The sequence below is a fragment of the Pseudomonas sp. BYT-1 genome, assembly GCF_023611805.1.
Classification (GTDB): domain Bacteria; phylum Pseudomonadota; class Gammaproteobacteria; order Pseudomonadales; family Pseudomonadaceae; genus Aquipseudomonas; species Aquipseudomonas guariconensis.
In genome coordinates, this window is sequence record NZ_CP072559.1 from 1,373,202 (window position 1) to 1,397,172 (window position 23,971).

Consider the following 23,971-nt stretch of genomic DNA (forward strand, 5'->3'; position numbering starts at 1 on the left):
TCGTCGACAGGCAGTCTCATTCGGCGAGGTAGGTCGGCGGCGCGACCCTGAACGCCTTGGTCAACCAGGCTAGATATAGCACGCCGCACGCGGCCCAGACGCCGCCGAACAGCAGTGAATCCACGTTCAGGTTCAGCCAGAGCATGGCAATGATGCAGAAACCGATGGTTGGCAACACCAGGTATTTCAGCTTGTTCGCCAGCCCCTTGTTGAGGCCCTCGCGCAGGTAGCAGTGGATGATCACCGAGAGGTTGACGAAGCTGAAGGCTACCAGCGCGCCGAAGTTGATGATCGAGGTGGCCGTCACCAAGTCGAAGAAGATCGCCGACAGGGAAATCAGACCGACCACGGCGATGTTCAGTACCGGAGTCTTGTAGCGTGGGTGCAGGCGTGCGAACAGGCCCTGGGGGATGACTTTGTCGCGGCCCATCACATACAGCAGGCGCGAGACGCTGGTTTGCGATGCCAGGCCCGAGGCGATGGTGTTGATCACGGTGCAGACGATGAAGATCGACTGGAACAGCATGCCGCCGACGTACAGGGCGATTTCCGGCAGGGCCGCTTCCTGGTCGTGGAACCGCTCCATGGTCGGGAAGAACGCCTGGATGAAGAACGACATGAGGATGAACATCAAGCCGCCGATCAGGGCCACGAGGAAGATCGCGCGTGGGATGACCTTCTCGGGATTGCGGGTTTCCTCCGACAGGGTGGAGACCGCGTCGAACCCCAGGAACGAGAAGCACAGGATGGTCGCGCCCGCGACCAAGGCGTTGAGGTGGGTCTGGTCGTCGGCGAACGGTTGCAGGGTCCAGGCGGTACCCAGCCCTTCACCTTGGCTCAGACCGCGCACGCAGAGGTACGCGAACACCGTCATGATCACGATCTGCACGCCGACGAACAGGGTGTTGAAGCTTGCCACCAAGTTGATGCTGCGCATGTTGATCAGGCTGATCAGGGTGACGAACCCCACGACCCATACCCATTCAGGGACTTCCGGGAACATCGCCGAGAGGTACAGCTTGGCCAGCAAGGCGTTAATCATCGGCAGCAACAGGTAATCCAGCAGCGAGGCCCAGCCCACCAGGAAGCCCACGTGCTTGTTGATGGCGCGTTGGGTGTAGGTGTAGGCCGAGCCGGATTGCGGGAAGCGGCGCACCAGCGTGCCGTAGCTCAGCGCGGTGAACAGAATGCCGGCCAGCGCCAGGATGTAGGCGCTTGGGACATGTCCGGCGGTGAGGCCGGAGACGATGCCGAAGGTGTCGAACACGGTCATCGGCGTGAGGTAGGCCAGGCCGATGATGACCACGTGCCAGAGACGCAGGGACTTTCTCAGTTGGGCGGTGCCGTGAGTGCTGTGGTCAGGCTGCATGCTGGCAACGCTCCTGGGGCTGGGAGGCGGGCACGGTGTGTGACAGGCACGGCAAGAGCGAGCGGGTGGGCTCCATGTTGTTCACCTTTTTTGTCGGAGCGGATATGGGCGCGAGAGACGCCTGTGTCGGGCTGGCAGGGCCTAAAACGTCGAAGGTGGCGGGCGGACTGAAGTCATGATGGCGGCGCTGTTCTTCTTCGTTTGTGGGGCGCTGGGCGGGTGGTGAAAATAAAAATCGAAGGGCGGGATGGTGTCAAGTGAAACGTGACAAGATGTAACTTTGATGAAGGTTTATCGACGGTTTATCCAGATGAGTGGTCGTTTTTTGGAATGTTACCGTCGCTATGTCGATTATTGTGTTCGTAAAACTTTACATTGCAGCGATGCAAAGATCGCGCGCCCAGGCGTCCCTTTGCGGGCAGTGATAATCTTGGCTCCCCGCGTGGCGCTGGGTGCCGCGTATCAGCCTCCTATGGACAGCAATCGGTCTTATTCATGAAGAAATCAGTAGGCATTCTCTGCGGCCTGGCCGTCGTCATCGCCGCCGTCACCGCCGGCGGCGCCTGGTACACGGGCAAGCAATTGCCCGCAGAGCTGGAGCGTTCCATTGCCCTGGGCAACGAGCAACTGAAGAAAGCGGTCGCCGGTACCGGGGGCAGCATGACCTTGGAACTGGTCTCGTTGGATCAGCACTTCTTCACCAGTACCGCGCACTACCGGATCAAAGCCAAAGACCTCTGGCTAGGCGAAGGCGAGCCGCTGAGCTTCGACTTGGGCGTGACCGACCGAATCGAACATGGCCCGTTCCCCTGGTCGCGGGTCAAATCCCTGAATCTGGCGCCGGTCCTGGCCACCAGCAACAGTCAGTTGGACAAGGACGATGTTACCGCGTCTTGGTACACCGCCGCCGGCGAACAGGCGCCGATCACCAGCCAGGTCAGCTTGGGCTATGACGGCAGCTTGTCCAGCGACATCCGTCTGGCCCCTGTCAAGTTCAGCGAAGATGACGGCAGCAGTCTCGATTTCTCTGGCATGCGCCTGCTGCTGCGGGGGGATCGTGACGGCCAATCGATGCGGGTCGACGGCAAGGCCGAGCGACTGGCGCTGAATCTGGTCGGTGACGACCAGCCCCCGGTCAAAGTGCTGCTCAACGGCTTCAAGGTCGCTGGCGTTCTGAAAGGCACCGGCCATGACATGATCTATGTCGGCAATCTGGACATGACATTGGCCGAAACCCAAGTGACCTTGGGCGACAAGCAGGAAGTCCTGGTGCTCAAAGGCCTGGAGCAGAACAATCGCTATGACGCCGAGGGCGAAGACAAGCTGTCCGGACGCCTGGAGTACAAGGTCGCCGACATTACCTACGCCGGACGCGCGGTGGGCAGCGGGCGGATGATCTGGAGCATGAAATCCGTAGACATCCCGGCAATGCAGGGGTTGATCGCTTGGTACCAGTCCCGCATGCCGCAACTGCAGCAAAGCGCGGCCCGGGGAGAGGCGCAGCCTTCGTTCGAGATGACGCCGCAAGAGCGGGCGAAGGTTCAGGCGGACTTGCAGAGAATGCTCGCAGCCAAGCCGCAGGTCGCGTTGGAGGAGTTGTCATTCAAGACGGCTAACGGCGAGAGTCGTTTCAGTCTGGCGGTGGACCTGGCCAATCCGCCCTCGTTCGATCTGACACCGACCCAGGTAGGCGAGCAGATGGTCAGCCGCCTGCAAAGCAAGCTGTCCGTCTCCAAGCCGATGCTCGGGGATCTGGCGACCCTGCAGGCCTTGCTGGACGGCCAGACGGATGCCCAGGCCATCGCGATGCAGTCGCGTCAGGCGGGGGAGATGGTCGGCATGATGGCGTTGCAGAGTGGCATGGGAACTGTGCAGGGCGATGACGTGATCTCCAGCCTGAATTATGCCGATGGTATCGTCGACTTCAACGGCAGGAAGATGACCCTGACGGAGTTCGGTGTGCTGTTGGGCGCTCATCTGGCGGCGCTGTCGTCACAAGGGTGAGATGCGTTCGCCCAGGCCAGTGCAGACACCCCGTCGGCCCTGGCCTGAGGGCGTAAAAAAGGCTTTTGAATTGGCGCGATTGTCTGTAGCCTTCGGCCTCCGATAATAGTCCGCGCCCGCAGATGGGTCGCGATGGTCGCTCGGCCATCCGGCACCCTTTAGCCGATCTGCCAGGGCCGGGTGATACACTCGACTGACGCGCACATGCGCCTGCAGGTTCAGCGATCATGACCCAGATTTCCGAACGCCTGTTGGTTCAAGCCCATCTTGATGCCAAGCAGCCCAATCCGCTGACGCCCGAGCAGGAGGCCGATTACCGTGCGGCCATCGCTGCCGAGCTCAAGGCCCAGAACGCCGTGCTGGTGGCCCATTACTATTGCGACCCGGTGATCCAGGCGCTGGCCGAGGAAACGGGCGGCTGTGTGTCCGACTCCCTGGAAATGGCTCGCTTCGGCAAGAACCATCCCGCCAGTACCGTGGTAGTGGCAGGCGTGCGTTTCATGGGTGAGACCGCGAAGATCCTCACCCCGGAAAAACGCGTGCTGATGCCGACGCTGGAAGCGACCTGCTCCCTTGACCTGGGATGCCCGGTGGAGGAGTTTTCGGCCTTCTGCGACCAGCACCCGGAGCGCACCGTGGTGGTCTACGCCAATACTTCGGCGGCGGTGAAGGCGCGGGCAGACTGGGTGGTGACTTCCAGCTGCGCGCTGGAGATCGTAGAGAGCCTGATGGACAACGGCGAGACGATCATCTGGGGGCCGGACCAGCACCTGGGGCGCTACATCCAGAAGCAAACAGGTGCCGACATGCTGCTGTGGGATGGCGCTTGCATCGTGCATGAGGAATTCAAGTCGCGCCAGTTGGCCGACATGAAGGCGCTGTATCCGGACGCGGCGATCCTGGTCCATCCGGAATCGCCGGAGGCGGTGATCGAACTGGCCGACGCGGTGGGCTCTACCAGCCAGCTGATCAAGGCAGCCCAGACGCTGCCGAACAAGACGTTCATCGTCGCCACCGACCGCGGCATCTTCTACAAGATGCAGCAGCTGTGCCCGGACAAGGAGTTCGTCGAAGCGCCCACCGCGGGTAACGGTGCGGCCTGCCGTAGCTGTGCCCATTGCCCGTGGATGGCCATGAACACCCTGGAGCGCACCCTCGACTGCCTGCGCAAGGGCAGCAACGAGATCTTCGTGGATCCTGCGCTTGTGCCCAAAGCGATCAAACCGCTCAATCGCATGCTTGATTTCACCCAGGCAGCGCGCTTGAAGCTTTCCGGCAACGCCTGACCCACATTGCCCTGGGGCGCAAAGCGCCCCCTTGGCCTTAGCGGCCCATCATCTCCTTGACCATCCGTTGCTGTTCCATGATTTCCCGCTGGCGCTGATCGATCTGCGAGGCCAGTGGGAAATTGCTGCCTGCGCGGCGCTTGGCGTAGTCCAGTTGCTGGATGGCTTGGTCGAAGTCGCCGACCAAGGTGAAGTACTCGGCACGTGCCCGGTGCAGGCCAATAGTGTTGCCTGACAATCCGCGCACCTCGGCGACGTCGTACCACACGTCCGGATCGTCCGGTCGGCGTTTGATCAGATCATCCAATACCTTTTCCGCCTCGGCGGGGCGATTCTGCTTGATCAGAAGGTCGGCCCGTATCTGTTGTAGCGGGTAGCTGCTCGGGTACAGCGCGCGCAGGCGCTCGGCCCGCTGTTGGGCGTCGGCCAGGCGGTTGTTGGTGATGTCCAGGTCGATCTGCGCCAAGTTGTAGGTGATGTCGTTGGGCGCCTTGGCCAGCAGCGGCTGCAGGTTGGCCCGCGCTTCGTTGAGCTGGCCGCCCTTGATCTGGGCGATGGCCAGGCCATAGCGCGCGGCATCCAGGGTGGGGTCTTCGTCTAGCTGGGCACGGAAGCGCTTGGCCGCCAGGCCTGGTGTGCCTTCGTAGATCAGCGCGACGCGGGCGCGGATCAGCTGGTAGCGCGCGCTGTCCTCGACCCCGCCTTTGGGCGCTTGTTCAGCGCGGTTGCGGGTGTCGGCGATACGCGATTCGGTGACCGGGTGGGTGAGCAGGAATTCCGGGGGCTTGGCGTCATAGCGATACTGGCGGGCCAGGCGCTCGAACATGCTGGGCATGTTGCGGGGGTCGTAACCGGCTTTTTCCAGGTTGAGGATACCGATGCGGTCGGCTTCCTGTTCGTTCTGTCGAGAGAAGCGGCGCTGTTCCTGGATCGCTGCGGCCTGGGTGCCGGCGATCACGCCGATGCCGGCGTCGCCACCACCACCGGCCGCCAGCACGATACCGGCCAGCAGCGCGGCCATCATGGGCAGTTGCATGCGCTGCTGAGCCTCGACGCCCCGGGCGAAGTGGCGCTGGGACAAGTGCGCCAGTTCGTGGGCCAGGACCGAGGCGTACTCGCCTTCGGTCTGGGCGTTGAGGAACAGGCCGCCGTTGACCCCGACGATCCCGCCGGGGGCGGCGAAAGCGTTGAGCTCACGGCTGTCGATGAGGATGAACTCCAGGCGGCGGTCCTGCAGTTGGCTGGTTTCGGCCAGCTTGTAGACGCTGGTCTCGACGTAGTCCTTGAGCTGCGGATCGTTCAGCTGGTTGACCTGGCCGCGCAGCAGGCTAAGCCAGGCCCGGCCCAGTTGGTGCTCCTGCTGCGGCGAGACGATCGCGGAACTGGCGTCGCCCAGTGACGGCAGGTCGTCGGCATGACCGGGAAGGGCCATCAGGCAGGCCAGCGTCAACAGGGTGGGGCGCAGTAGATTCATGCATGAAGCTCGCATCGATCAAAGAGCCTTACTGTAGCTGGCTCACACGTTGGCGACCAGTGGCGTTATCCTAGCGAACTTGTCTGCAATGCTGATGCCCCGCCAGGAGATGCCCGGATGATCGACACCCCCACCTGCGATGCCGAACTCGATGCCAGTGGGCTCAATTGCCCCTTGCCTTTGCTCAAGGCAAAGATGGAGCTCAATCGGCTGGCCAGCGGCGCGGTACTGAAGGTGATCGCCACCGACGCCGGCTCCCAGCGCGACTTCCGCACTTTTGCCCAGCTCGCCGGTCATACGCTGCTTCGTGAAACCGCCGAGGCCGGTGTCTACACCTACTGGCTGCGCAAGGCCTGAGTCTTATCCCAAGGATCATTAATGTTCAAAGTGCTTCGAGACTGGATGCAGCGCTACTTCTCCGATGAGGAGGCGGTGGTGTTGGCAGTGCTGCTGTTCCTGGCTTTCACTGCAGTGCTGACCCTGGGCGGCATGCTCGCACCGGTGCTGGCCGGGATGGTCCTGGCGTTTCTCATGCAGGGCCTGGTCAATGCCTTGGAGCGTTTGCACGTTCCCACCCGGCTGGCGGTGTGGCTGGTGTTCGCGTTGTTCATGGGGGCACTGGCGGTGTTCCTGCTGGTGCTGGTTCCGTTGCTCTGGCACCAGTTGATCACGCTGTTCAACGAGCTGCCGGGCATGCTGGGTAAGTGGCAGTCGCTGCTGCTGTTGCTGCCAGAGCGTTATCCGCACCTGGTCTCCGATGAACAAGTGCTGCGCGCCATCGAGTCGGTGCGTGGTGAGATCGGCAAGTTCGGCCAGTGGGCGCTGACGTTCTCCCTGTCCAGCCTGCCGCTGTTGGTCAATGCGATGATCTACCTGGTGCTGGTGCCGATCCTGGTGTTCTTCTTCCTCAAGGATCGTGAGCTGATCGCCCATTGGGTTGGTGGCTACCTGCCACGTCAGCGTACGCTGCTCAATCGTGTAGGCGATGAAATGAACCGGCAGATCGCCAATTATATCCGCGGCAAAGGTATCGAGATCCTGATCTGCGGCATTGCCACGTATATCGCCTTCATTAGCCTGGGGCTCAACTATGCGGCGCTGCTGGCCTTGCTGGTGGGGTTGTCGGTGGTGGTGCCCTATGTGGGAGCGGTGGTGGTGACCGTGCCGGTGACTTTGATCGCGTTGTTCCAATGGGGCTGGGGCGACCAGTTCATCTATCTGATGGCGGTGTACGCGATCATCCAGGCGCTCGATGGCAACGTGCTGGTGCCGCTGCTGTTCTCCGAGGCAGTCAGCCTGCACCCGGTGGCGATCATCTGCGCAGTACTGTTGTTTGGCGGGCTGTGGGGGTTCTGGGGGATCTTCTTCGCGATCCCGCTGGCAACACTGTTCAAGGCCGTGCTCGATGCCTGGCCAAGGCACGAGCCTTCAGTGGCGCCCATATTGTAACTGCTCACCTCTTCGCGGGTTCAGCCGCGAAGAGGTGAGCGCTCATATCAGGGCTTGTTCAGCGCCTGGGCGGCTGCCAGCACCGCATCCACATGTCCGGGCACCTTCACTGCGCGCCATTCCTGGCGTAGCACGCCGTTCTTGTCGATCAGGAAGGTGCTGCGGTCCACGCCCATGTATTCCTTGCCGTACAGCTTCTTGAGCTTGATCACGTCGAACAGCTGGCACAGGGCCTCGTCCTTGTCGCTGATCAGCTCGAACGGAAAGCCCTGCTTGGCCTTGAAGTTCTCGTGGGACTTGATGCCATCGCGGGAGACGCCGAACACCACTGTGTTGGCGGCGCGGAAGGCTTCGTGCTGGTCGCGGAAACCCTGGCCTTCGGTGGTGCAGCCCGGGGTGCTGTCCTTGGGGTAGAAATACAGCACCACTTGCTGGCCCTTGAGGTCGGCCAGGCTAACGGACTGGCCGCTGGTGGCCTGGGCCTGGAAATCGGCGACGGGTTGGTCGAGTGCTACGGCCATGGTGGGCTTCCTTACATGGGATTCTGTGGGCGCCAGGGTTCGATCAGCGCATCCAGGTTCAGGGCGTCGGCGAAGTCCAGGAACTGGTCGCGCAACCAGCTGATCTGGGTACCGGCCGGCAAGATCACGGTGAACTGGGCATTGAGCATGCTGCTGCCGGTCTGCGGGGCCAGGTAGGTGTCGCAGGTCATGCTCTCGAGCTCGACGCGGTGATCGAGGAAGAACTGGCACAGCTCGCTGACGATATCCGGGCGATAGGCGGCGCTGACATAGGCCACGTAGGGCAGGGCTTGGGGGCGTACTTCCTGATCGGCGCTGCGCACTACGTCGAGGGTCAGGCCGTGCTTCTTGCCCAAGCCTGGCAGTACCGCCTCCAGGCGCGCCAGGGCATCCCAGCTGCCACCGACCTGCAAGACCAGGGCACTGGTCTCGCCATGGCGGGTCAGGCGCGAAGTGATCACCGCGCAGCGATTGTCGAAGGCGGCGCGGCTGAGAACGTTGGCCAGCTCCATGGGGTTGGGACCCAAGGCACTGATGACAAGGAATTGTTCGCGGACAGTGGGGGTGGACATGCAGCATTCCTAAAGCGATGAGCGGTCGGCACAGGACAGGCATAAGCCTCCTGTCGGCAGGGCCCCGGGCTCGCATTCGAGGTCGTGGACGCTGGCGCGGAGCCGCGGAGCATTGTCGACGGCCCGGCGGGCCACGCTGTGCCGATCAAAGGGAGAAGGGTAGCGAAAAGCAGCGCGAAGGGGAATGCTCCACCCGCCTGCTTCGCTTGTGCAAGGCCGATGGCGCCAGTACCATTACCGCTCTCTTTTTCCGGCAGGAGCAGTTACATGATTGTGGGCAGTATGGTGGCATTGGTCACTCCCATGGATGCACAAGGGCGTCTTGATTGGGACAGCCTCGACAAACTTGTAGACTTCCACCTGGAAAAAGGCACTCACGCGATCGTCGCTGTCGGCACCACCGGTGAGTCCGCCACGCTGGATGTCGAGGAGCACATCCTGGTCATCAAGCATGTGGTCGAACGCGTCAAGCGCAGCAACCACCGTATCCCAGTCATTGCCGGTACCGGCGCCAACTCCACTGCCGAAGCCGTCCACCTGACCCAGAACGCGAAGAACGCAGGCGCCGACGCCTGCCTGCTCGTCGTGCCGTACTACAACAAGCCGACCCAGGAAGGCCTGTACCAGCACTTCAAGCACATCGCCGAAGCCGTCGACATCCCGCAGATCCTCTACAACGTACCCGGCCGCACCTCCTGCGACATGCAGGCCGAGACCGTCATCCGCCTGTCGAAGGTCAAGAACATCATCGGCATCAAGGAAGCCACCGGCGACCTGGTGCGCGCCAAGGCCATCCTCGACGGCGTCGACAAGGACTTCATCGTCCTGTCCGGCGACGATCCGACCGCCGTCGAGCTGATCCTGATGGGCGGCAAGGGCAACATCTCCGTCACTGCCAACGTCGCCCCGCGCGAAATGGCCGATCTGTGCGAGGCCGCCCTTGAGGGCAATGCCGAGAAGGCCCGCGCAATCAACGAAAAACTCATGCCGCTGCACAAGGACCTGTTCTGCGAAGCCAACCCGATTCCGGTGAAGTGGGCGCTGGTGGAAATGGGCCTGATGCAAAAAGGCATCCGCCTGCCGCTCACCTGGCTGAGCGAAGGCTGCCACGAAAAAGTCCGTGCGGCCCTGCGCCAGTCCGGCGTACTGGTTTAATCGAGGAAGTACCCCGCATGAAGCGACTGGCTGGTCTCTCCACCCTTGCCCTGATCATTTCCAGCACCAGCGGTTGCGGCTGGCTGTGGGGCGAGGACGGCTATTTCCGCGACCGCGGCAGCGATTACCTGCAGGCGCACCCGACTGCGCCGATGCAGTTGCCGCCGGACGCCAGCAACCCCAAGCGCCTGGATCCGCTGTTGCCGATCCCGCGTAACGTCGCCGACGATCGTGCCACCGGCGAGTTCGAGGTGCCCCGTCCACAGCCGTTGACCGCCACGGCCGAGGCAAGCGATTTCACCCTGCAGCGCAGCGGCAGCAGCCGTTGGGTGCTGGCCCAGCGCTCCCCGGCGGAAGTCTGGCCGGTGGCGCGCCAGTTCTTCGAGGACAACGGCTTCCGCATCGCCGAGGAGCGTCCGCAGACCGGTGAATTCAACACCACCTGGCAGCGTTTCGACGAGCTCTCCGCGTCCCTGGGTCAACGTCTTGCCAGCTCCTCCAGCAGCCCGGACAGCGAAGTACGTGTCCGTGTGCGCATGGAGCCAGGCGTGCAGCGCAACACCTCCGAAGTGTATGTCGTCAGCGTCGAGCGTCCGGCCGGCAGCACCGCCGAACCTGATTTCCCCTCCAGCTCCACCAATACCGGCGCTGACGCCCTGTTGGTCGACGAAATGCTGGCCAGCATGAACCGCAGCGCCGAGAAGGGCGGTTCGGTCTCGCTGCTCGCCGCCCGCGACTTCGACGCGCCAAGCCGCGTCAGCCTGGCCGAAGACGGCAGCGGCAACCCAGTACTTTATCTGGGCGCCGATCTGGATCGCGCCTGGTCCAGCGTGGGCCGCGCCCTGGAGCAGGGCGAATGGCGTGTCGAGGACATCAACCGCAGTCTGGGCCTTTACTACATCAACCTGTCCGAGAAACCCGACGACAAACAGGACCAGCCTGGCTTCTTCGGTCGCTTGTTCGGCAGCGAGCCGAGCAAGGAAGAGCGTGAGGCTCGCGCCGAGCGTTATCAGGTCCGTCTGAGCAAGGTTGGCGAAAGCGTGCAGGTCACTGTCGAGAAGAACATCAACACCGTGGCGCCGGCCGATGTGGCCCGCCGCGTGCTGAGCATGATTCAGGACCACCTGGGCTAAGTGCGTTTCGCGGTACTTGGAAGCGGTAGCCAGGGAAACGGCACGCTGATCGCCAGTGGTGACACGTTCATCCTGGTCGACTGCGGCTTTTCCCTGCGGGAGACCGAGCGACGCCTGGCGTTGCTCGGGGTGTCCGCGGCACAACTGAGCGCCGTGCTGGTGACCCACGAACATGCCGACCATGTGCATGGGGTGGGGTTGCTGGCTCGGCGCTACAATGTACCGGTCTATCTCAGCGAGGGGACCCTGCGTGGCATGCGCAAGCCGGTGCCTGCCAGTGGTCTGCTCCGGTGTGGCGACAGCCTGCGTATCGGCGCTTTGGAAGTGAGCGCGGCGCGGGTCGAACATGACGCGCTCGAGCCGTTGCAGTATGTGGTCAGTGATGGGCGTCGACGTTTCGGCATGCTCACGGACCTTGGTTCCTACGACATGCATCTGTTGGAGCGCTACCAAGGCCTGGACGCCCTGCTGATCGAAGCCAACCACTGTCGTGACATGTTGGCGCGCGGGCACTACCCGCACTTCCTGAAGCTCAGGGTCGGCGGCAGCCAGGGACATTTGAACAACCACCAGGCCGCGAGCCTGGTGGCCGAGCTGGGCTGGAAACATCTGCAGCACCTGGTGCTGGCCCACCTCAGCAGCAAGAATAACCGGCCACAACTGGCCCGCCAGTGCTTCGTCGACACCTTGGGGTGCGACCCGGACTGGCTCCAGGTGGCGAATCAGGAACATGGGCTCGACTGGCGCGAAATCGCCTAGCCCACCCACTCAAGCAAGCGGAGCCCATCATGGAAAAACGCGAAGAACTCTACCGCGGCAAGGCCAAATCGGTTTACAAGACCGACGACGCCGACCGCTTGATCCTGCTGTTCCGTAACGACACTTCGGCGTTCGACGGCAAGCGTATCGAACAGCTCGATCGCAAAGGCATGGTGAACAACAAGTTCAACGCCTTCATCATGCAAAAGCTGGAAGAAGCCGGCATTCCGACCCAGTTCGACAAGCTGCTCGGCGACAACGAGTGCCTGGTCAAGAAGCTGGACATGATCCCGGTCGAATGCGTGGTGCGTAACTATGCCGCCGGCAGCCTGGTCAAGCGCCTGGGCGTGGAGGAAGGCATCAAGCTGGAGCCGTCGACTTTCGAACTGTTCCTGAAGAACGACGAGAAGGGCGACCCCTTCATCAACGAATCCCACGTCGTCGCCTTCGGCTGGGGCACCGCCGAGCAACTGGCGACCATGAAGCAGCTGTCGCTGAAGGTCAACGAAGTGCTGAGCAAGCTGTTCGATGACGCCGGCCTGCTGCTGGTGGACTTCAAGCTGGAGTTCGGTGTCTTCCACGGCCAGATCGTCCTGGGCGACGAGTTCAGCCCGGACGGCTGCCGTCTGTGGGACAAGGAAACCCGCAAGAAAATGGACAAGGACCGCTTCCGTCAGGGCCTCGGTGATGTCATCGAAGCCTATGAGGAAGTGGCCAAGCGTCTGGGCGTGCCGCTCTAAGCGACACGTTCACGCAAGCGCCTGATACCACGCGGATTTTTTTCAAAGAAGGGTTTGCCTTTCGCGAAATCGCTGGTATGATGCGCGCCACTGGAGAGATGCCGGAGTGGTCGAACGGGACGGATTCGAAATCCGTTGTACCTTCGCGGGTACCTAGGGTTCAAATCCCTATCTCTCCGCCATACATGAAAGGCCCCTGAAACGAAAGTTTCAGGGGCTTTTTGCATTCTCGGTCGAATGCTTGGCATTTGCTCTGCTTCGTAGCTGGGAGGATGCAGCGCCGTATTTATCCGCACCAGCTCTTGGTGCGTTGTAGTCGCTTATCCGAATTTCAGAACCGTCTTACCGCCAAAAGGGCGGTGTTAAATTGACGCTAATGTGACACCTAAATAACATCGCTCCCCGATTTTCTATGACTCAGGGAAGCGTCAATGAAGTGCGGTCAGCTTACCGCGCAAGGGTTTGTCTTGTGCGTCGTGTTTGGCAGTGTCGTCAGCTCCGTGTGGGCTTCGCCGGGCGACCAGGATTTGATCCGTGAACGGCAGAACCGCCTGCTCGAAGAACAACAGCGCCGACTCGAGGAGCTGCGTTCTTTGCCGGGTAAGGCTGCCCAGCCCGCACCCTCCCAGCGTCCGGAAGACGTGCGCTGCTTCGACATCAGCACCATCGAACTCAAAGGCGCCGACAGCCTGTCGGCCAGTGACCGTCAGGCACTGCTCAAGCCTTTCATCGGCCAATGCCTGGGCGTATCCCAGCTCAACGCTTTGCTCAAGGCCATCACCGACCAGTACTTGGCGCGCGGCTTGGTCACCAGTCGTGCGTACTTGCCGCAACAGGATCTTTCGTCAGGCCATTTGCAGGTGGTGGTCGTGGAAGGGCGTCTGGAAAGTTTTCGCCCCGACGACAGCAGTGGTCTGTCCGAACGTGAGCTGGCCATGGCCTTTCCCGGTTCGGCGGGCCAGTTGCTCAATCTGCGAGAGATCGAGCAGATGGTCGACCAGCTCAATCGTTTGCCGTCGAACCAGGCGAAGATGGAGCTGACCCCAGGCGAAGCGGTCGGCGGTAGCCGGGTGCTGGTGCGCAATACTCCGCAAAAGCCTTGGCGTGCCTCGCTGTCGCGCAACAATGAAGGCCAACGCAGCACAGGCGAGCAGCAAGCCAATGTGGGTTTTGAATGGGACAGCCCGCTTGGCCTGGCCGACCAACTGGTGCTGCGTGGGGGCCATGATGTGGTCAGCGACCACACGCAAGGGTCGAACAACCGCGTGCTGTACTACAACCTGCCATGGGGCTGGTGGAACTTCAGCTACAGCTACAGCGAAAGCGAATACCGCTCGACAGCGCGGGCCAACGGCTTTGCCTTCAAGCAGACCGGTGACAACCAGAACCACCAACTGCGCGCCGAGCGCGTTGTGCACCGCGACGCAGTCAGCAAGACCGCTTTGAACGCTGGGCTCGCCCACCTGCGTACCAACAACTACATCGAAGATACCCGCCTGAACGCGAGCAGCAATCGCCTCAGCGAGGCGCAGTTCGGCATCAACCATGGCCGCCGCCTGGGTCGGGCTTTCGTCAACTTCGATCTCGGTATTCAGCAGGGCATCGGTGCTTTCGATGCCCAGGACAATGGTCATCCGCGGCCCGGCGAACCAGTGGCGCGTTATCGCAAATACAGCGCGACCCTCAGCTTCATCCAAGGCTTCGAGCTGCTAGGCGAGCGCCTGAGCTTCAGTAGCCTGGCCAACGGCCAGCGCAGCGAGGATGTGCTGTTCAGCTCGCAACGTATCAGTTTAGGGGGCTTGGCTTCGATTCGGGGGTTCAAGGACCAGTCGCTGTCCGGCGACAGCGGTGGTTACTGGCGCAACGATCTGCGCTGGAGTCGACCGGTCACCTGGCCCTCCTTGCGGCCGATCGTCGCCGAGTACGGCATGGGCCTGGGTTACGACTTGGGTGTGATCCGCAATGACCGCTACAACGGCGACTTCCATGGGCGTGCCAGCAGCCACTCGCTGGAGTTGTTCGCCCGGGGTGAGCACCTCGCGGCGAGCGTGACCTTCGCCCGCAGCCTGGAGCGTCCCGATGCGCTGCCCGACAAGGAACACCCGGTGTATTTGCGCCTGGACCTGTTCATCTGACACCTGATTCACGAGAGCACACATGGACGTTCGCCTATTCGCCTTCCTGGCCCGCCAACGCTCGGCCAGCATTCAACCCCGTGAGCGCTTTTGCGGATTGCCCAAGCGTGGCTTGGCCTTCATATTGGCCAATGCCATCTTCTGGCAGCCGTTATGGGCCCAGGCGGGTGAAGGTATCGTGGTCAGTGCGCCGGGGACGAGCCTTGATCGGGCGGGCAACGGCGTACCGATCGTCAACATCGCCGCGCCCAACGGCAGCGGGCTCTCGCACAACCGCTTCAGTGATTACAACGTCGGTAAGCAGGGCGTCATCCTCAACAATGCCACCGGGCGGACCCAGGCGACCCAGTTGGGTGGCATCGTCCTCGGCAATCCCAATCTGAAGGGCAGCGCCGCTACTACCATCCTCAACGAAGTCAACGGTACCAACCCCAGCCAGTTGCGCGGCTACACCGAAGTTGCAGGGCAACGGGCACACGTCATCGTCGCCAACCCCCACGGCATCACCTGTGACGGTTGCGGCTTCATCAACACGCCCCGGGCCACGCTGAGCACGGGGCGACCGGTGATCGAGAATGGCCAGTTGGCCCGTCACCAGGTCGACCAAGGCCAAGTAATCATCGAAGGGGCGGGGCTCAACGCCACCAACGTCGATAGCTTCGAGATCATCACCCGCAGCGCGAAGATCAACGCCCAGATCCAGGCCCGCGAGCTGACCATCGTCGCCGGGCGCAACGATGTCGACGCCCGCACACTGGCTGCCACTGCTCGCACTGACAACGGCAGCGCCAAACCAGAGCTGGCCATCGACTCTTCGGCGTTGGGCGGCATGTACGCCGGGTCGATCAAGCTGGTGGGTACAGAAGCTGGAGTGGGTGTAAAGCTTGATGGCAAGCTGATCGCCAGCGGTGGCGATATCCAGCTGGACGCCAATGGGCAATTGCGCATGGCTCAGGTCAGCGGCGCAGGCGATCTGCGCGCCAAGGCTCAGCAGGTCACCGTCGATGGCCCTGTGTATGCCGCTGGTACCGCTGAGCTGAGCGCTCGCGGCCAATTGAGCAACAACCAGAGCGTGGCAGCCGGGCGGCATGTCCAGCTCAGCGGCGCGCAGCTCGTTAACAGCGGTATCGTCGAGGCTGGGGTCAATGCAGACAACAGTCGCAACACCCAGGGCGATGTAACGCTGACGGCGCAGGATCTGCGCAACAGCGCCAGTGTGGTGGCCAGCCGCAACCTGCAGGTGAAGGCAGGCACCCTGGACAACCAGGGCGGCACGCTCAAAGGGGCCGATGCCCAGCTAACAGCCAGAACGCTCGATAACCGCAAGGGCCGCCTTGTCGCAGACGCTCAGCTCGGTATCAGCGCCACGCGGCTGGATAACCGCGAGGGCAAGGCCATCGCCAATCGCGTGAATGTAGCGGGCGGCGAGGTGATCAATCAGCTTGGTTTGTTCTCGGCCGAGCAGTCGCTGACGTTCGAACTTGAGCGGCTGGACAACAGTGGCAAGGGCAACCTCGTCAGTAACGGCACCCTTCAGGCGCGCGTGAAACAGACGCTCGATAACCAGGCAGACGGCCTGCTTTCGGCCAAGGGCACGCTCGAGGTGCAGGGCCCCAGCCTGGACAATCGCGGTGGCCTGATGGTCGGCGATGCCGGCGTCAGCATCTCTGGCACACACCTGAACAACAGTGCCCTCGGCGTGATCAGCAGCCTGGGTGACGTGCAGCTCGACCTTGGCGCGTTGAACAACAGTCAGGGTGGCAGCCTTGCCAGCGACGGCAACCTAACCCTTGCCCTCGGCGCGACCGACAACCGCGATGGACGCCTGATCGCCCAAGGGCGACTGACGGGCACCTCGGGCAATCTCGACAACCGCGACGGTGTGATCAGCGCCGGCCAGGGGCTCGACCTGACCACCGGCAATGTCCTCAATGGCAGCAACGCCAGTGGCACATCCGGCGGTCTGATCACCAGTCAGGGCGCACTCACGCTTCGGGCCGGGCAGTTCGAATCCCTAGGCGGTGGTGAGGTCTCTGCCAAGCAGAACCTGCAGTTGACGGTTGCCCGCCTGGTTCAGCAACAGGCGCGACTGATTGGTGAAGGCAACGTCCTGATCGAACTGGGGACGGGCGCTCAGCCGGGCGATTTCGACAATCGCGCCAGCTTGCTCAGCGCAGGCGGCCTGCTGCAGATCAAAGGGCTGGGTAACTTCGACAACCGGGGTGGCGAGGTTTCCAGCAAGCAAAGCTTTGACCTCGTCGCCCGCGGCACGCTCGAGAACGGCGATCAAGGGCGGATCATCAGCGCAGGCCAGCTCGGCCTGCAGGCGGCCACCTTGCGCAATGCCAACCAAGGGTTGATGTCTGGCTGGCAGGGGCTGACCGTCGAAGGCGTCAGCCTGGACAACAGCGCAGGCGGCACGCTTTCCAGCCGCGAGGGTGCACTTGGCCTGACGTTGAGCGGTGCGCTGGACAACCATGGCAAGGGTGCGCTGGTCAGCCGGGGCGATATCACGCTCGACGCCGCAAGCCTGAATAACACCAGTGGCATCCTCTCAACTCAGGGCAATCTTGGCCTGAAGCTGGCCGGTAATCTTGACAACCGCAGTGGCGGGCTGCTCAGCGCCCACGGCACCCTGGTCGGCAGTGGCAAGGCCTGGGATAACCGCGGCGGGCAGATCACCGCGAACGGGGTCAAGCTCGACACCGCCAGCCTCGACAACAGCGGTGGCCGCCTGGTCAGTGATGGTGATTTGCGCCTTGGCTTGCTCGGTGCGCTACTCAACATCGGGGCGGGCAGCACATTGGCCAGCGCCGGACCGCTGGATCTGACTGCCAGGTCCGTCGACAACCGTGGTGGGCAACTGGTCAGCCAAGGGCTGCTTCACATCCTCGCCGGGCGCTTCGACAACAGTGCAACTGGCACCATCGCCAGTCAGGATGCACTAGACCTGACGCTGACCGAGGCCCTGGTCAACCGTCAGGGTGGCCTGATCTACAGCAAGGCGGGAACGCTGGAGATCGCGGCTTCTGACCTGGACAACGTCGACGGCACCCTGCGAGGGCAGCTCGACACGACCTTGCGCATCCAGGAGGTGGCCAACAACCAGGGCGGGCACATCACCAGCCAGGCCGGCAATCTGGATTTGCAAAGCACCCGGTTGGACAACGGCAGCGGCGGTGTTCTCAGCAGTGCGGGCTGGCTGAAACTGGTCACCGACTGGTTCGGCAACAACGCAGGCACGACCCAGGCGCAATCGCTCGATGTGCAAGCGACGGCGGCCATCGATAACCGCAAAGGCCACCTCTCGGCGATCGACGGTGAAAGCCGCATCGTTACCGGCGAACTCGATAACCGTGGCGGTGGGCTGTATGCCAGCGAGCTGCTGCACGTACGCGCCAATCAACTGTTGAACCAGGGCAGCAGTGCCGGCCTGGGCGGCAAGGTCGGTGCCGCGAGTATCGACTTCAGCCTGCAAGGCGCCTTGAGCAACCAATACGGTTTGATCGAAAGCAGCGGGCCGGTGACGTTGTCAGCTGCCAGTATCGACAACACCTCCGGCGCCATTCGCGCGCTGGGCCAGACAGGTACCACGCTTTTAGCTGCATCCGGTCTGTTGAACAACCGACTCGGTCGAATCGAGACGGCGGCCCAAAACCTCGACCTTCGCGCAGGCACTTTGCAGAACACTGCGGGTACCGTGCTGCATGTCGGCACCGGCAATTTCGGCATCAACCTGGCCCAGGCCGGCCTGGCCGGGGGCAGCTTCACGACCAATGGCGACCTCAGTTATCAAGCTTCCGCCTGGACCAACAACGCCATCATCCAGGCGCGTAATCTCAACCTGACGATTGGCCAACTCAATCAGGGCGCCAATGGTCAGTTGCTCGCAGTGCAGCGCTTGACCGGCAGCGGCGGCAACTGGAGCAACAGCGGGCTGATTGCCAGCGATGGCAGCCTCGACCTCACCTTGACGGGTAACTACGGGAGCAGCGCACGCCTGAGCAGCGTGGGCAACCTCACGTTGCGCACCGGTTCCATCACGCTTGGCCAGGCAGGCAGCATTATCGGGGGAGGCACCACCAGCGTTACCAGCACCGGCCTGGTCGAAAACAGAGGGCGGTTGACGTCGACCCAAGACCTGCGTGTCAGCGCCGCCACGCTGAACAACTACGGCACGTTGGGCAGTGCGGATGATCTGCACCTGACCGCCGCGACCCTGCTCAACGAAAACGGATTGATCTTCAGCGGCGGCGACATGCAGTTGCGCGTCGGGAACTTCAACAACCGCTATGCCGATGTCTACAGCCTGGGCAGTCTGCATATCGCCGCCAATGACCAGCAAGGCTGGGCGAGCAGCGTCCAGAACGTTTCCGGCAGTTTCGAAAGCGCCGGCGCCATGACGCTGTTGGTGCAGGACTTCGACAATCGCCGTGACGACGATTTCCAGATCGGCCAGCAGTTGGTCGCCGGCAACATCCGAATGTTCGCTGACGACGTCTGCGACGGTAAGGGCTGTGAGTTCAAGTTCCAGTCCTGGGAGCGCTACGAGGACGTCGTCACGCACGATTCACCCCAGGCGAGCATCACCGCCGGTGGTGACTTCCGGTTCCGCGGTGGCGCGTTCGATAACCTCTACAGCAGCATCGCGTCGGGCGGCAACATCGATATCCATGCTGCCACCTTCCGTAACCAAGGAGCGGCGGGAGGCGTCGAGAAGCACCTGGACGGGTCTTTCTATACCCGCACCGATTCCTATTACTGGACATTCAGGGCCAACAAGGACCTGTACAACCGCTACAACGATCCCGCCTCGCCGGACTACAACCCTGGTGCCTTGACGCGTCAGCAGGTCTTCGAGTCCGGCGGTTACCCCGCGCATAACTTCCATGGCCTTGCAACGGCAGAAGTACAAGTGTCGGGCACACCAGTCGCCAACGCCGTGCTTCAGGCCGCCGGCAACGTCAACATCAATGCCAGCGACCAGTTCGACAACAGTGTGGTGCGTCGCAATGCCGGCTCCCAGCCCATCAGCAAGCGCAACGTCAACACGGCCAACGGTGCGACTACCGGCCAGTTCGCAGTCACCTCGCAATTGCCGCCGGACCTGGTACAGCGCCAGGTCAACCCCATCAGCCTGCCGAGCTTCACCCTGCCTCAAGGTGAAAACGGCCTGTTCCGCCTCAGTGGCCAGAGCGGTGCCGGTGGCAGCGCACAAGGCACAGGCGGGCTCATCGTCGCCGGGCAAAGCGCCAATGCGGTGTCCGGTTCTACCTTGAGCGTGCCGCGTGTACAGGGCGTGCCCAACACGGCTGCCCCGGACAACAGCCACAAATACCTGATCGAAACCAACCCTGAGCTGACGAAGCTCAAGCGTTTCCTGGGCTCGGACTATCTGCTCGACCGGGTCGGCTACGACCCGGACAAGGCGCAGAAGCGCCTGGGTGATGGCCTCTATGAACAGCGCCTGATCCAACAGGCCGTGGTGGCACGTACCGGCCAGCGTTACATCGATGGCATAGCCAACGATGAAGCCCTGTTCAAGTACCTGATGGACAACGCCATTGCCTACAAAGACCGCGTTCAGCTGAAGGTGGGCGTCGGCCTGACCGCCGAACAGGTCGCCGCACTGACCCACGACATCGTCTGGCTCGAAGAGGCGGTGGTCAACGGCGAAAAGGTCCTGGTGCCGGTGCTCTACCTGGCCCAGGCCGATGGCCGCTTGGCCCCCAACGGCGCGTTGATCATGGGCAATGATGTGGCCTTGATCAGCGGCGGCGATCTGAGCAACCAAGGTACCTTGCGCGCCAGTGGCAACCTCTCGGCCACGGCCACCCACCTCGACAACACTGGCCTGATCGAAGCCAGCAAGCGGCTCGACCTGCTGGCGATGGACAGCATCCGCAATGCCGCTGGTGGCATCATCAGCGGTGGCGACGTCAATCTTTCGGCCCTGACCGGCGACGTCATCAACGAGCGCACCATCACCTCGGTCGATACCCGCAGCGTCAACGACCGCATCCACAAGGAAATTGCCAACAACGCCGCACGCATCGAATCGCGCGGTGAGCTGGGCATCATCGCCGGGCGCGACCTGGTCAGCACCGGCAGCGTGATCCAGGCCGGGGGCGACGCGGCATTGCAGGCTGGGCGTGACCTGAGCATCGTGTCCGCGCAGGAAGTCGACAGCGCCGACTTCAAGAGCCGTCGGGTCACCGGCAATATCAGCGAGGTCACCCAGCACGGCAGCGACGTGCAGGTGGGCGGGGACCTGCAAGTGAACGCCGGTCGTGACGTCAATGTCGTGGCCAGCCGGGTCGAGGCGGGCCGAGACCTGACCGTCAGCGCCGGTCGCGATGTGCTGATCAGCGCCGCCGCGAACGAAACGCACAGCAACAGCGACTACAAAGGCGGCGGCAAGGAAATCCAGCGCCAGGACGACATGGTCCGCCAGCAGTCCGCCGAGCTGAAGGCGGGCGGCGACGTGCTGGTCAATGCCGGCGAAAACATCACCCTCGTCAGCAGCAAGATCGGCGCTGGCAATGAAGCCTACCTGGTGGCCGGCGACAAGATCGAGCTGCTCGCCGCCAACGACAGCGACTACTCGCTGTACGACATGAAGGAAAAGGGCAACTGGGGCCAGAGCAAAACCCAGCGTGACGAAGTCACCGACATCAAGGCGGTGGGCAGCGAGATCAGCGCGGGCGCCGACATCACCTTGCGCAGCGGCGGTGACCAGAAATACCAAGGTGCCAAACTCGACAGCGGTAACGACATCACCATTGTCAGTGGTGGCAGCGTCACCTTCGAAGCAGTGAAAGACCTGCACCAGGAGAGCCATGAGAAGAGCAAAGGCGATCTGGCCTGGCAGTCATCCAAAGGCAAGGGCCAAACCGATGAGACGCTGCGCCAGACCCAGCTGATTGCCCAAGGCAACGTCGCGATCAAGGCCGTGGAAGGGCTGAAGATCGACATCAAGCACATCGACCAGCAAAGCGTGAGCCAGGCCATCGACGCGATGGTCAAGGCCGACCCGAATTTGGCGTGGCTGAAGGAGGCGGAAAAGCGCGGGGATGTGGATTGGCGGCAGGTGCGGGAGATCCATGACAGTTGGAAGTACAGCAACTCGGGCATGGGGCCGGCCACACAGATTGCCATTGCGATTGCGGCAGCCGCGATTGGCGGGCTGGCTGCCGCCGGTGCGCTCGGTAGCGCGGGAGTGGGAACGGCTACGGTAACGTTTGGGGCGGGTGTTGGTGCGGCAGGGAGCCTGTCCAGCACTGCCGCGGTCAGCCTGATCAACAACAAGGGTGACCTGGGTAAGGTACTGCAGGATAGCTTCAGCAGCGACAGCCTCAAGCAAATAGCCATTGCCAGCATCGTGGGTGGGCTGAGCGCAGGTTATTTCGATAAGTTGACGGGCACCGAAACACAATCGGTGACTGGCAAGGTCGTTGCGCCGTTGAATACGGTTGAGGGCATCAGCCGATTTGCCGCCAATCAGGCGCTGCAAAACATCACCAGCACGGCTTTGAGCCAAGCATTGGGGCAGGGAGGAAGTTTCGGTAGCGCGTTAAAAGACTCGCTGTACAACACGCTAGCCGCCGCTGCGTTCAATGCTGTGGGTAATCTGCACCTGGAAAATGGCAGTGCGCAGAAGATTGCGGCGCACGCGCTGGTAGGTGGGCTGGTGGCCGAGGCCGCGGGCAAGGACTTCGCCAGTGGCGCCATTGCCGCTGGTGCCAACGAAGCGTTGGCGACCGAGTTGAGGCAAGCCGTTACACGGTTGAGTCCCAAGAACAGGGACGCCTTACTGGTCATGTCGTCGCAGTTGGTGGGCCTCGTGGCGGCAGGGTTGGTGAAGCCCGATGGTAAAGGGATGGAGACCGGTGCCTGGATTGCCAAGAACGCCACTCAATACAACTTCCTCAATCATGAGCGAGCGGAAGACCTGGTTGAAGACATTCACAGTTGCAAGGGTAAACCAAGCTGTGAACGGGACATGTGGATTGGCAGCGGCTACAACAAGGAGAGTCTGGAGAACCTTGATGACGCGCTGAAAACCATGGGGCCGGTACGCGCGAAGGACCTGATGACCCAGATCCAAGGCGGGCTGGCCGCGCTCGGAACGCTACAGTGCACGACGCCCACGTGTGAGAACATCAAGTTCGAGCTGCTTGATCGAAGCTTCAAAGCTTTGGATTCCTTGGATGAAGTGTATGGCTTCGGTGCTATCGTCATTGGCGGCATTGCCGGGATGGCGGGGGCGGGTGGTAGCCGTCCGGGAGCAGGGGCTGTACCTGGGGCTTCGTCTAATGTAAACAAGGCATATGAGTACTGGGCGGCGGTTAAGGCTGAGCGGGTTGCGGGTGCAAAAGGAACTGCCACGACAGGAGGTCAAGCAGCTTCCACACTTCCGAAGAACTTTGGCGAGTCAGTTCTCAGTCACAACACTCAGATTGGCGTGCGAAATAGCAAGGCGGGCACGATCTCTGGGGCTCATAATAGCGATGCCTTCCTAGAGTCGGTTGAAATAACCGGCGCGAAAATCTCCAACAAAATCACGGACGCCCGCTTTCCAGGTCTTGTTGAGTACCGCTATCAGTTGCCTAGAACCAACACTAAGGGCGAATTGATTGGTGGGTATAAGCCTACATCCACGAAAACGACATACGATCCAAAGGTGCTGCCGGATAGCAAGGTGGCTGATATGTCTAGTCGCGCGGCAGTTCAGGCCGAGGCTTTCTTCAAAACCAGTCCGGCGTTGAGAGAGGCTAGTATTAAGGTTGACGGCTATTACTTCCAGGTGATACGTAATAGCAAAACTGGAGAAATAACAAACTCCTTCATTACTATGCCGCCGAGGACGAACTGATGGCTGGCTTGGCTTGGCTTGAAAGCCTCAAGGAATCATTTGCTTCAACTGGCCTGGATTATGAGGACCTTTATGAGCTGATAGAGGCATCTATAGTGAGAGGGCGAACTAATTTTCCTGCGTTTATCTATGACGCTTCGCGGGGAGTTGGCTTCTCTGTAAGTGAGGGTTTTTTCTACTCACTTGATCAGGACTGGGACGACCCGGAAGACTTCAATGAGGTCAGTTTCTTTTTGGGTGAAGTGGAAACTTCAAGTATCCCAGTGCCTGACTACGTTCTTCTGATGAAAGTTGCAGCTGATGTTTACTCTGCTTTCTTTCCTGATGAGGGGGAGAGTGTTCTAAGGTCTGCTGAAATATTAGAAGAACGATACTCAAGGAAGTCCCTGTCTAATTGAGCGAGTAGCCTGGATGTAGGGTAGATAACGCTTTGCTTATCCACCGCTCTTTAAAAATATTATGTTCGACCAATCTATAAGGCGCGCTCAGGTGTTTTGCA

Annotated in this window: 15 protein-coding genes and 1 tRNA gene; 12 read left to right on the forward strand and 4 right to left on the reverse strand. The window is 61.7% G+C overall.

The genetic code is table 11. The annotated features are described in order from the left end of the window. Positions 1-16: 16 nt before the first annotated feature. On the reverse strand, positions 17-1,369 hold the full coding sequence (locus J5X93_RS06270) for an APC family permease (protein ID WP_043213121.1): 1,353 nt from the start codon (positions 1,367-1,369) through the stop codon (positions 17-19). A 495-nt stretch (positions 1,370-1,864) separates the two neighbouring features. Between J5X93_RS06270 and J5X93_RS06275 the strand changes: the two genes are divergently transcribed. Next, entirely contained in the window at positions 1,865-3,373 is a 1,509-nt protein-coding gene (locus J5X93_RS06275; protein WP_182941600.1) for a YdgA family protein, read from the forward strand. A gap of 227 nt (positions 3,374-3,600) precedes the next feature. Next, positions 3,601-4,659, forward strand: a complete 1,059-nt coding sequence (nadA, locus tag J5X93_RS06280) for a quinolinate synthase NadA (protein ID WP_043213124.1) — start codon at positions 3,601-3,603, stop codon at positions 4,657-4,659. 37 nt (positions 4,660-4,696) lie between these two features. Here the strand turns inward: nadA and J5X93_RS06285 are convergent, their stop codons facing one another. After that, positions 4,697-6,133 carry a M48 family metalloprotease gene (locus J5X93_RS06285; RefSeq protein WP_043213125.1) on the reverse strand — a complete coding sequence of 479 codons (1,437 nt, stop codon included), beginning with the start codon at positions 6,131-6,133 and terminating at the stop codon, positions 4,697-4,699. Between the two features lie 117 nt (positions 6,134-6,250). On the opposite strand from J5X93_RS06285, the gene J5X93_RS06290 reads away from it, so the two are divergent. Together J5X93_RS06290 and J5X93_RS06295 are read left to right on the forward strand one after the other, a co-directional pair. Then, positions 6,251-6,490 (forward strand): sulfurtransferase TusA family protein, encoded by a 240-nt coding sequence (locus J5X93_RS06290; RefSeq protein WP_043213126.1) that lies wholly within the window; start codon positions 6,251-6,253, stop codon positions 6,488-6,490. Between the two features lie 21 nt (positions 6,491-6,511). Next, entirely contained in the window at positions 6,512-7,582 is a 1,071-nt protein-coding gene (locus tag J5X93_RS06295) for an AI-2E family transporter (RefSeq protein ID WP_090346129.1), read from the forward strand. 47 nt (positions 7,583-7,629) lie between these two features. Here J5X93_RS06295 and J5X93_RS06300 read toward each other — a convergent pair whose 3' ends face one another. Together J5X93_RS06300 and J5X93_RS06305 are read right to left on the reverse strand one after the other, a co-directional pair. Next, positions 7,630-8,103 (reverse strand): peroxiredoxin, encoded by a 474-nt coding sequence (locus tag J5X93_RS06300; RefSeq protein WP_043213128.1) that lies wholly within the window; start codon positions 8,101-8,103, stop codon positions 7,630-7,632. An 11-nt stretch (positions 8,104-8,114) separates the two neighbouring features. Then, positions 8,115-8,675: a glycine cleavage system transcriptional repressor gene (locus J5X93_RS06305; RefSeq protein ID WP_043213129.1), complete on the reverse strand. Its 561-nt coding sequence runs from the start codon at positions 8,673-8,675 to the stop codon at positions 8,115-8,117. 267 nt (positions 8,676-8,942) lie between these two features. On the opposite strand from J5X93_RS06305, the gene dapA reads away from it, so the two are divergent. From dapA to J5X93_RS06345, 8 genes are all read left to right on the forward strand, one after another. Then, positions 8,943-9,830: a 4-hydroxy-tetrahydrodipicolinate synthase gene (gene dapA / locus J5X93_RS06310; RefSeq protein ID WP_250034562.1), complete on the forward strand. Its 888-nt coding sequence runs from the start codon at positions 8,943-8,945 to the stop codon at positions 9,828-9,830. 17 nt (positions 9,831-9,847) lie between these two features. After that, positions 9,848-10,963 carry an NlpB/DapX family lipoprotein gene (gene bamC / locus J5X93_RS06315; protein ID WP_043213134.1) on the forward strand — a complete coding sequence of 372 codons (1,116 nt, stop codon included), beginning with the start codon at positions 9,848-9,850 and terminating at the stop codon, positions 10,961-10,963. Beyond that, complete coding sequence (locus tag J5X93_RS06320; protein WP_043213137.1) at positions 10,964-11,722, forward strand: MBL fold metallo-hydrolase; 759 nt, start codon at positions 10,964-10,966, stop codon at positions 11,720-11,722. 29 nt (positions 11,723-11,751) lie between these two features. Further along, the gene (gene purC / locus J5X93_RS06325; protein ID WP_043213139.1) at positions 11,752-12,462 is read left to right on the forward strand and encodes a phosphoribosylaminoimidazolesuccinocarboxamide synthase; all 711 of its coding nucleotides are present in this window, start codon (positions 11,752-11,754) and stop codon (positions 12,460-12,462) included. 92 nt (positions 12,463-12,554) lie between these two features. After that, positions 12,555-12,644, forward strand: a tRNA-Ser gene (locus J5X93_RS06330). Positions 12,645-12,893: 249 nt separating this feature from the next. Beyond that, positions 12,894-14,597: a ShlB/FhaC/HecB family hemolysin secretion/activation protein gene (locus J5X93_RS06335; RefSeq protein ID WP_102082627.1), complete on the forward strand. Its 1,704-nt coding sequence runs from the start codon at positions 12,894-12,896 to the stop codon at positions 14,595-14,597. 22 nt (positions 14,598-14,619) lie between these two features. Continuing rightward, positions 14,620-23,472, forward strand: coding sequence for a two-partner secretion domain-containing protein (locus J5X93_RS06340; RefSeq protein ID WP_182941598.1), 8,853 nt, complete (start codon positions 14,620-14,622; stop codon positions 23,470-23,472). After that, complete coding sequence (locus J5X93_RS06345) at positions 23,472-23,870, forward strand: hypothetical protein (RefSeq protein ID WP_043214263.1); 399 nt, start codon at positions 23,472-23,474, stop codon at positions 23,868-23,870. Before J5X93_RS06340 ends, J5X93_RS06345 begins: the two co-directional genes overlap by 1 nt. Positions 23,871-23,971 lie beyond the last annotated feature (101 nt).

Coding starts and splice junctions, on each gene's coding strand:
- J5X93_RS06270 (WP_043213121.1), bottom strand. CDS start 1,369: ATGCAGCCTGACCACAGCACTCACGGCACCGCCCAACTGAGAAAGTCC.
- J5X93_RS06275 (WP_182941600.1), top strand. CDS start 1,865: ATGAAGAAATCAGTAGGCATTCTCTGCGGCCTGGCCGTCGTCATCGCC.
- nadA (WP_043213124.1), top strand. CDS start 3,601: ATGACCCAGATTTCCGAACGCCTGTTGGTTCAAGCCCATCTTGATGCC.
- J5X93_RS06285 (WP_043213125.1), bottom strand. CDS start 6,133: ATGAATCTACTGCGCCCCACCCTGTTGACGCTGGCCTGCCTGATGGCC.
- J5X93_RS06290 (WP_043213126.1), top strand. CDS start 6,251: ATGATCGACACCCCCACCTGCGATGCCGAACTCGATGCCAGTGGGCTC.
- J5X93_RS06295 (WP_090346129.1), top strand. CDS start 6,512: ATGTTCAAAGTGCTTCGAGACTGGATGCAGCGCTACTTCTCCGATGAG.
- J5X93_RS06300 (WP_043213128.1), bottom strand. CDS start 8,103: ATGGCCGTAGCACTCGACCAACCCGTCGCCGATTTCCAGGCCCAGGCC.
- J5X93_RS06305 (WP_043213129.1), bottom strand. CDS start 8,675: ATGTCCACCCCCACTGTCCGCGAACAATTCCTTGTCATCAGTGCCTTG.
- dapA (WP_250034562.1), top strand. CDS start 8,943: ATGATTGTGGGCAGTATGGTGGCATTGGTCACTCCCATGGATGCACAA.
- bamC (WP_043213134.1), top strand. CDS start 9,848: ATGAAGCGACTGGCTGGTCTCTCCACCCTTGCCCTGATCATTTCCAGC.
- purC (WP_043213139.1), top strand. CDS start 11,752: ATGGAAAAACGCGAAGAACTCTACCGCGGCAAGGCCAAATCGGTTTAC.
- J5X93_RS06335 (WP_102082627.1), top strand. CDS start 12,894: ATGAAGTGCGGTCAGCTTACCGCGCAAGGGTTTGTCTTGTGCGTCGTG.
- J5X93_RS06340 (WP_182941598.1), top strand. CDS start 14,620: ATGGACGTTCGCCTATTCGCCTTCCTGGCCCGCCAACGCTCGGCCAGC.
- J5X93_RS06345 (WP_043214263.1), top strand. CDS start 23,472: ATGGCTGGCTTGGCTTGGCTTGAAAGCCTCAAGGAATCATTTGCTTCA.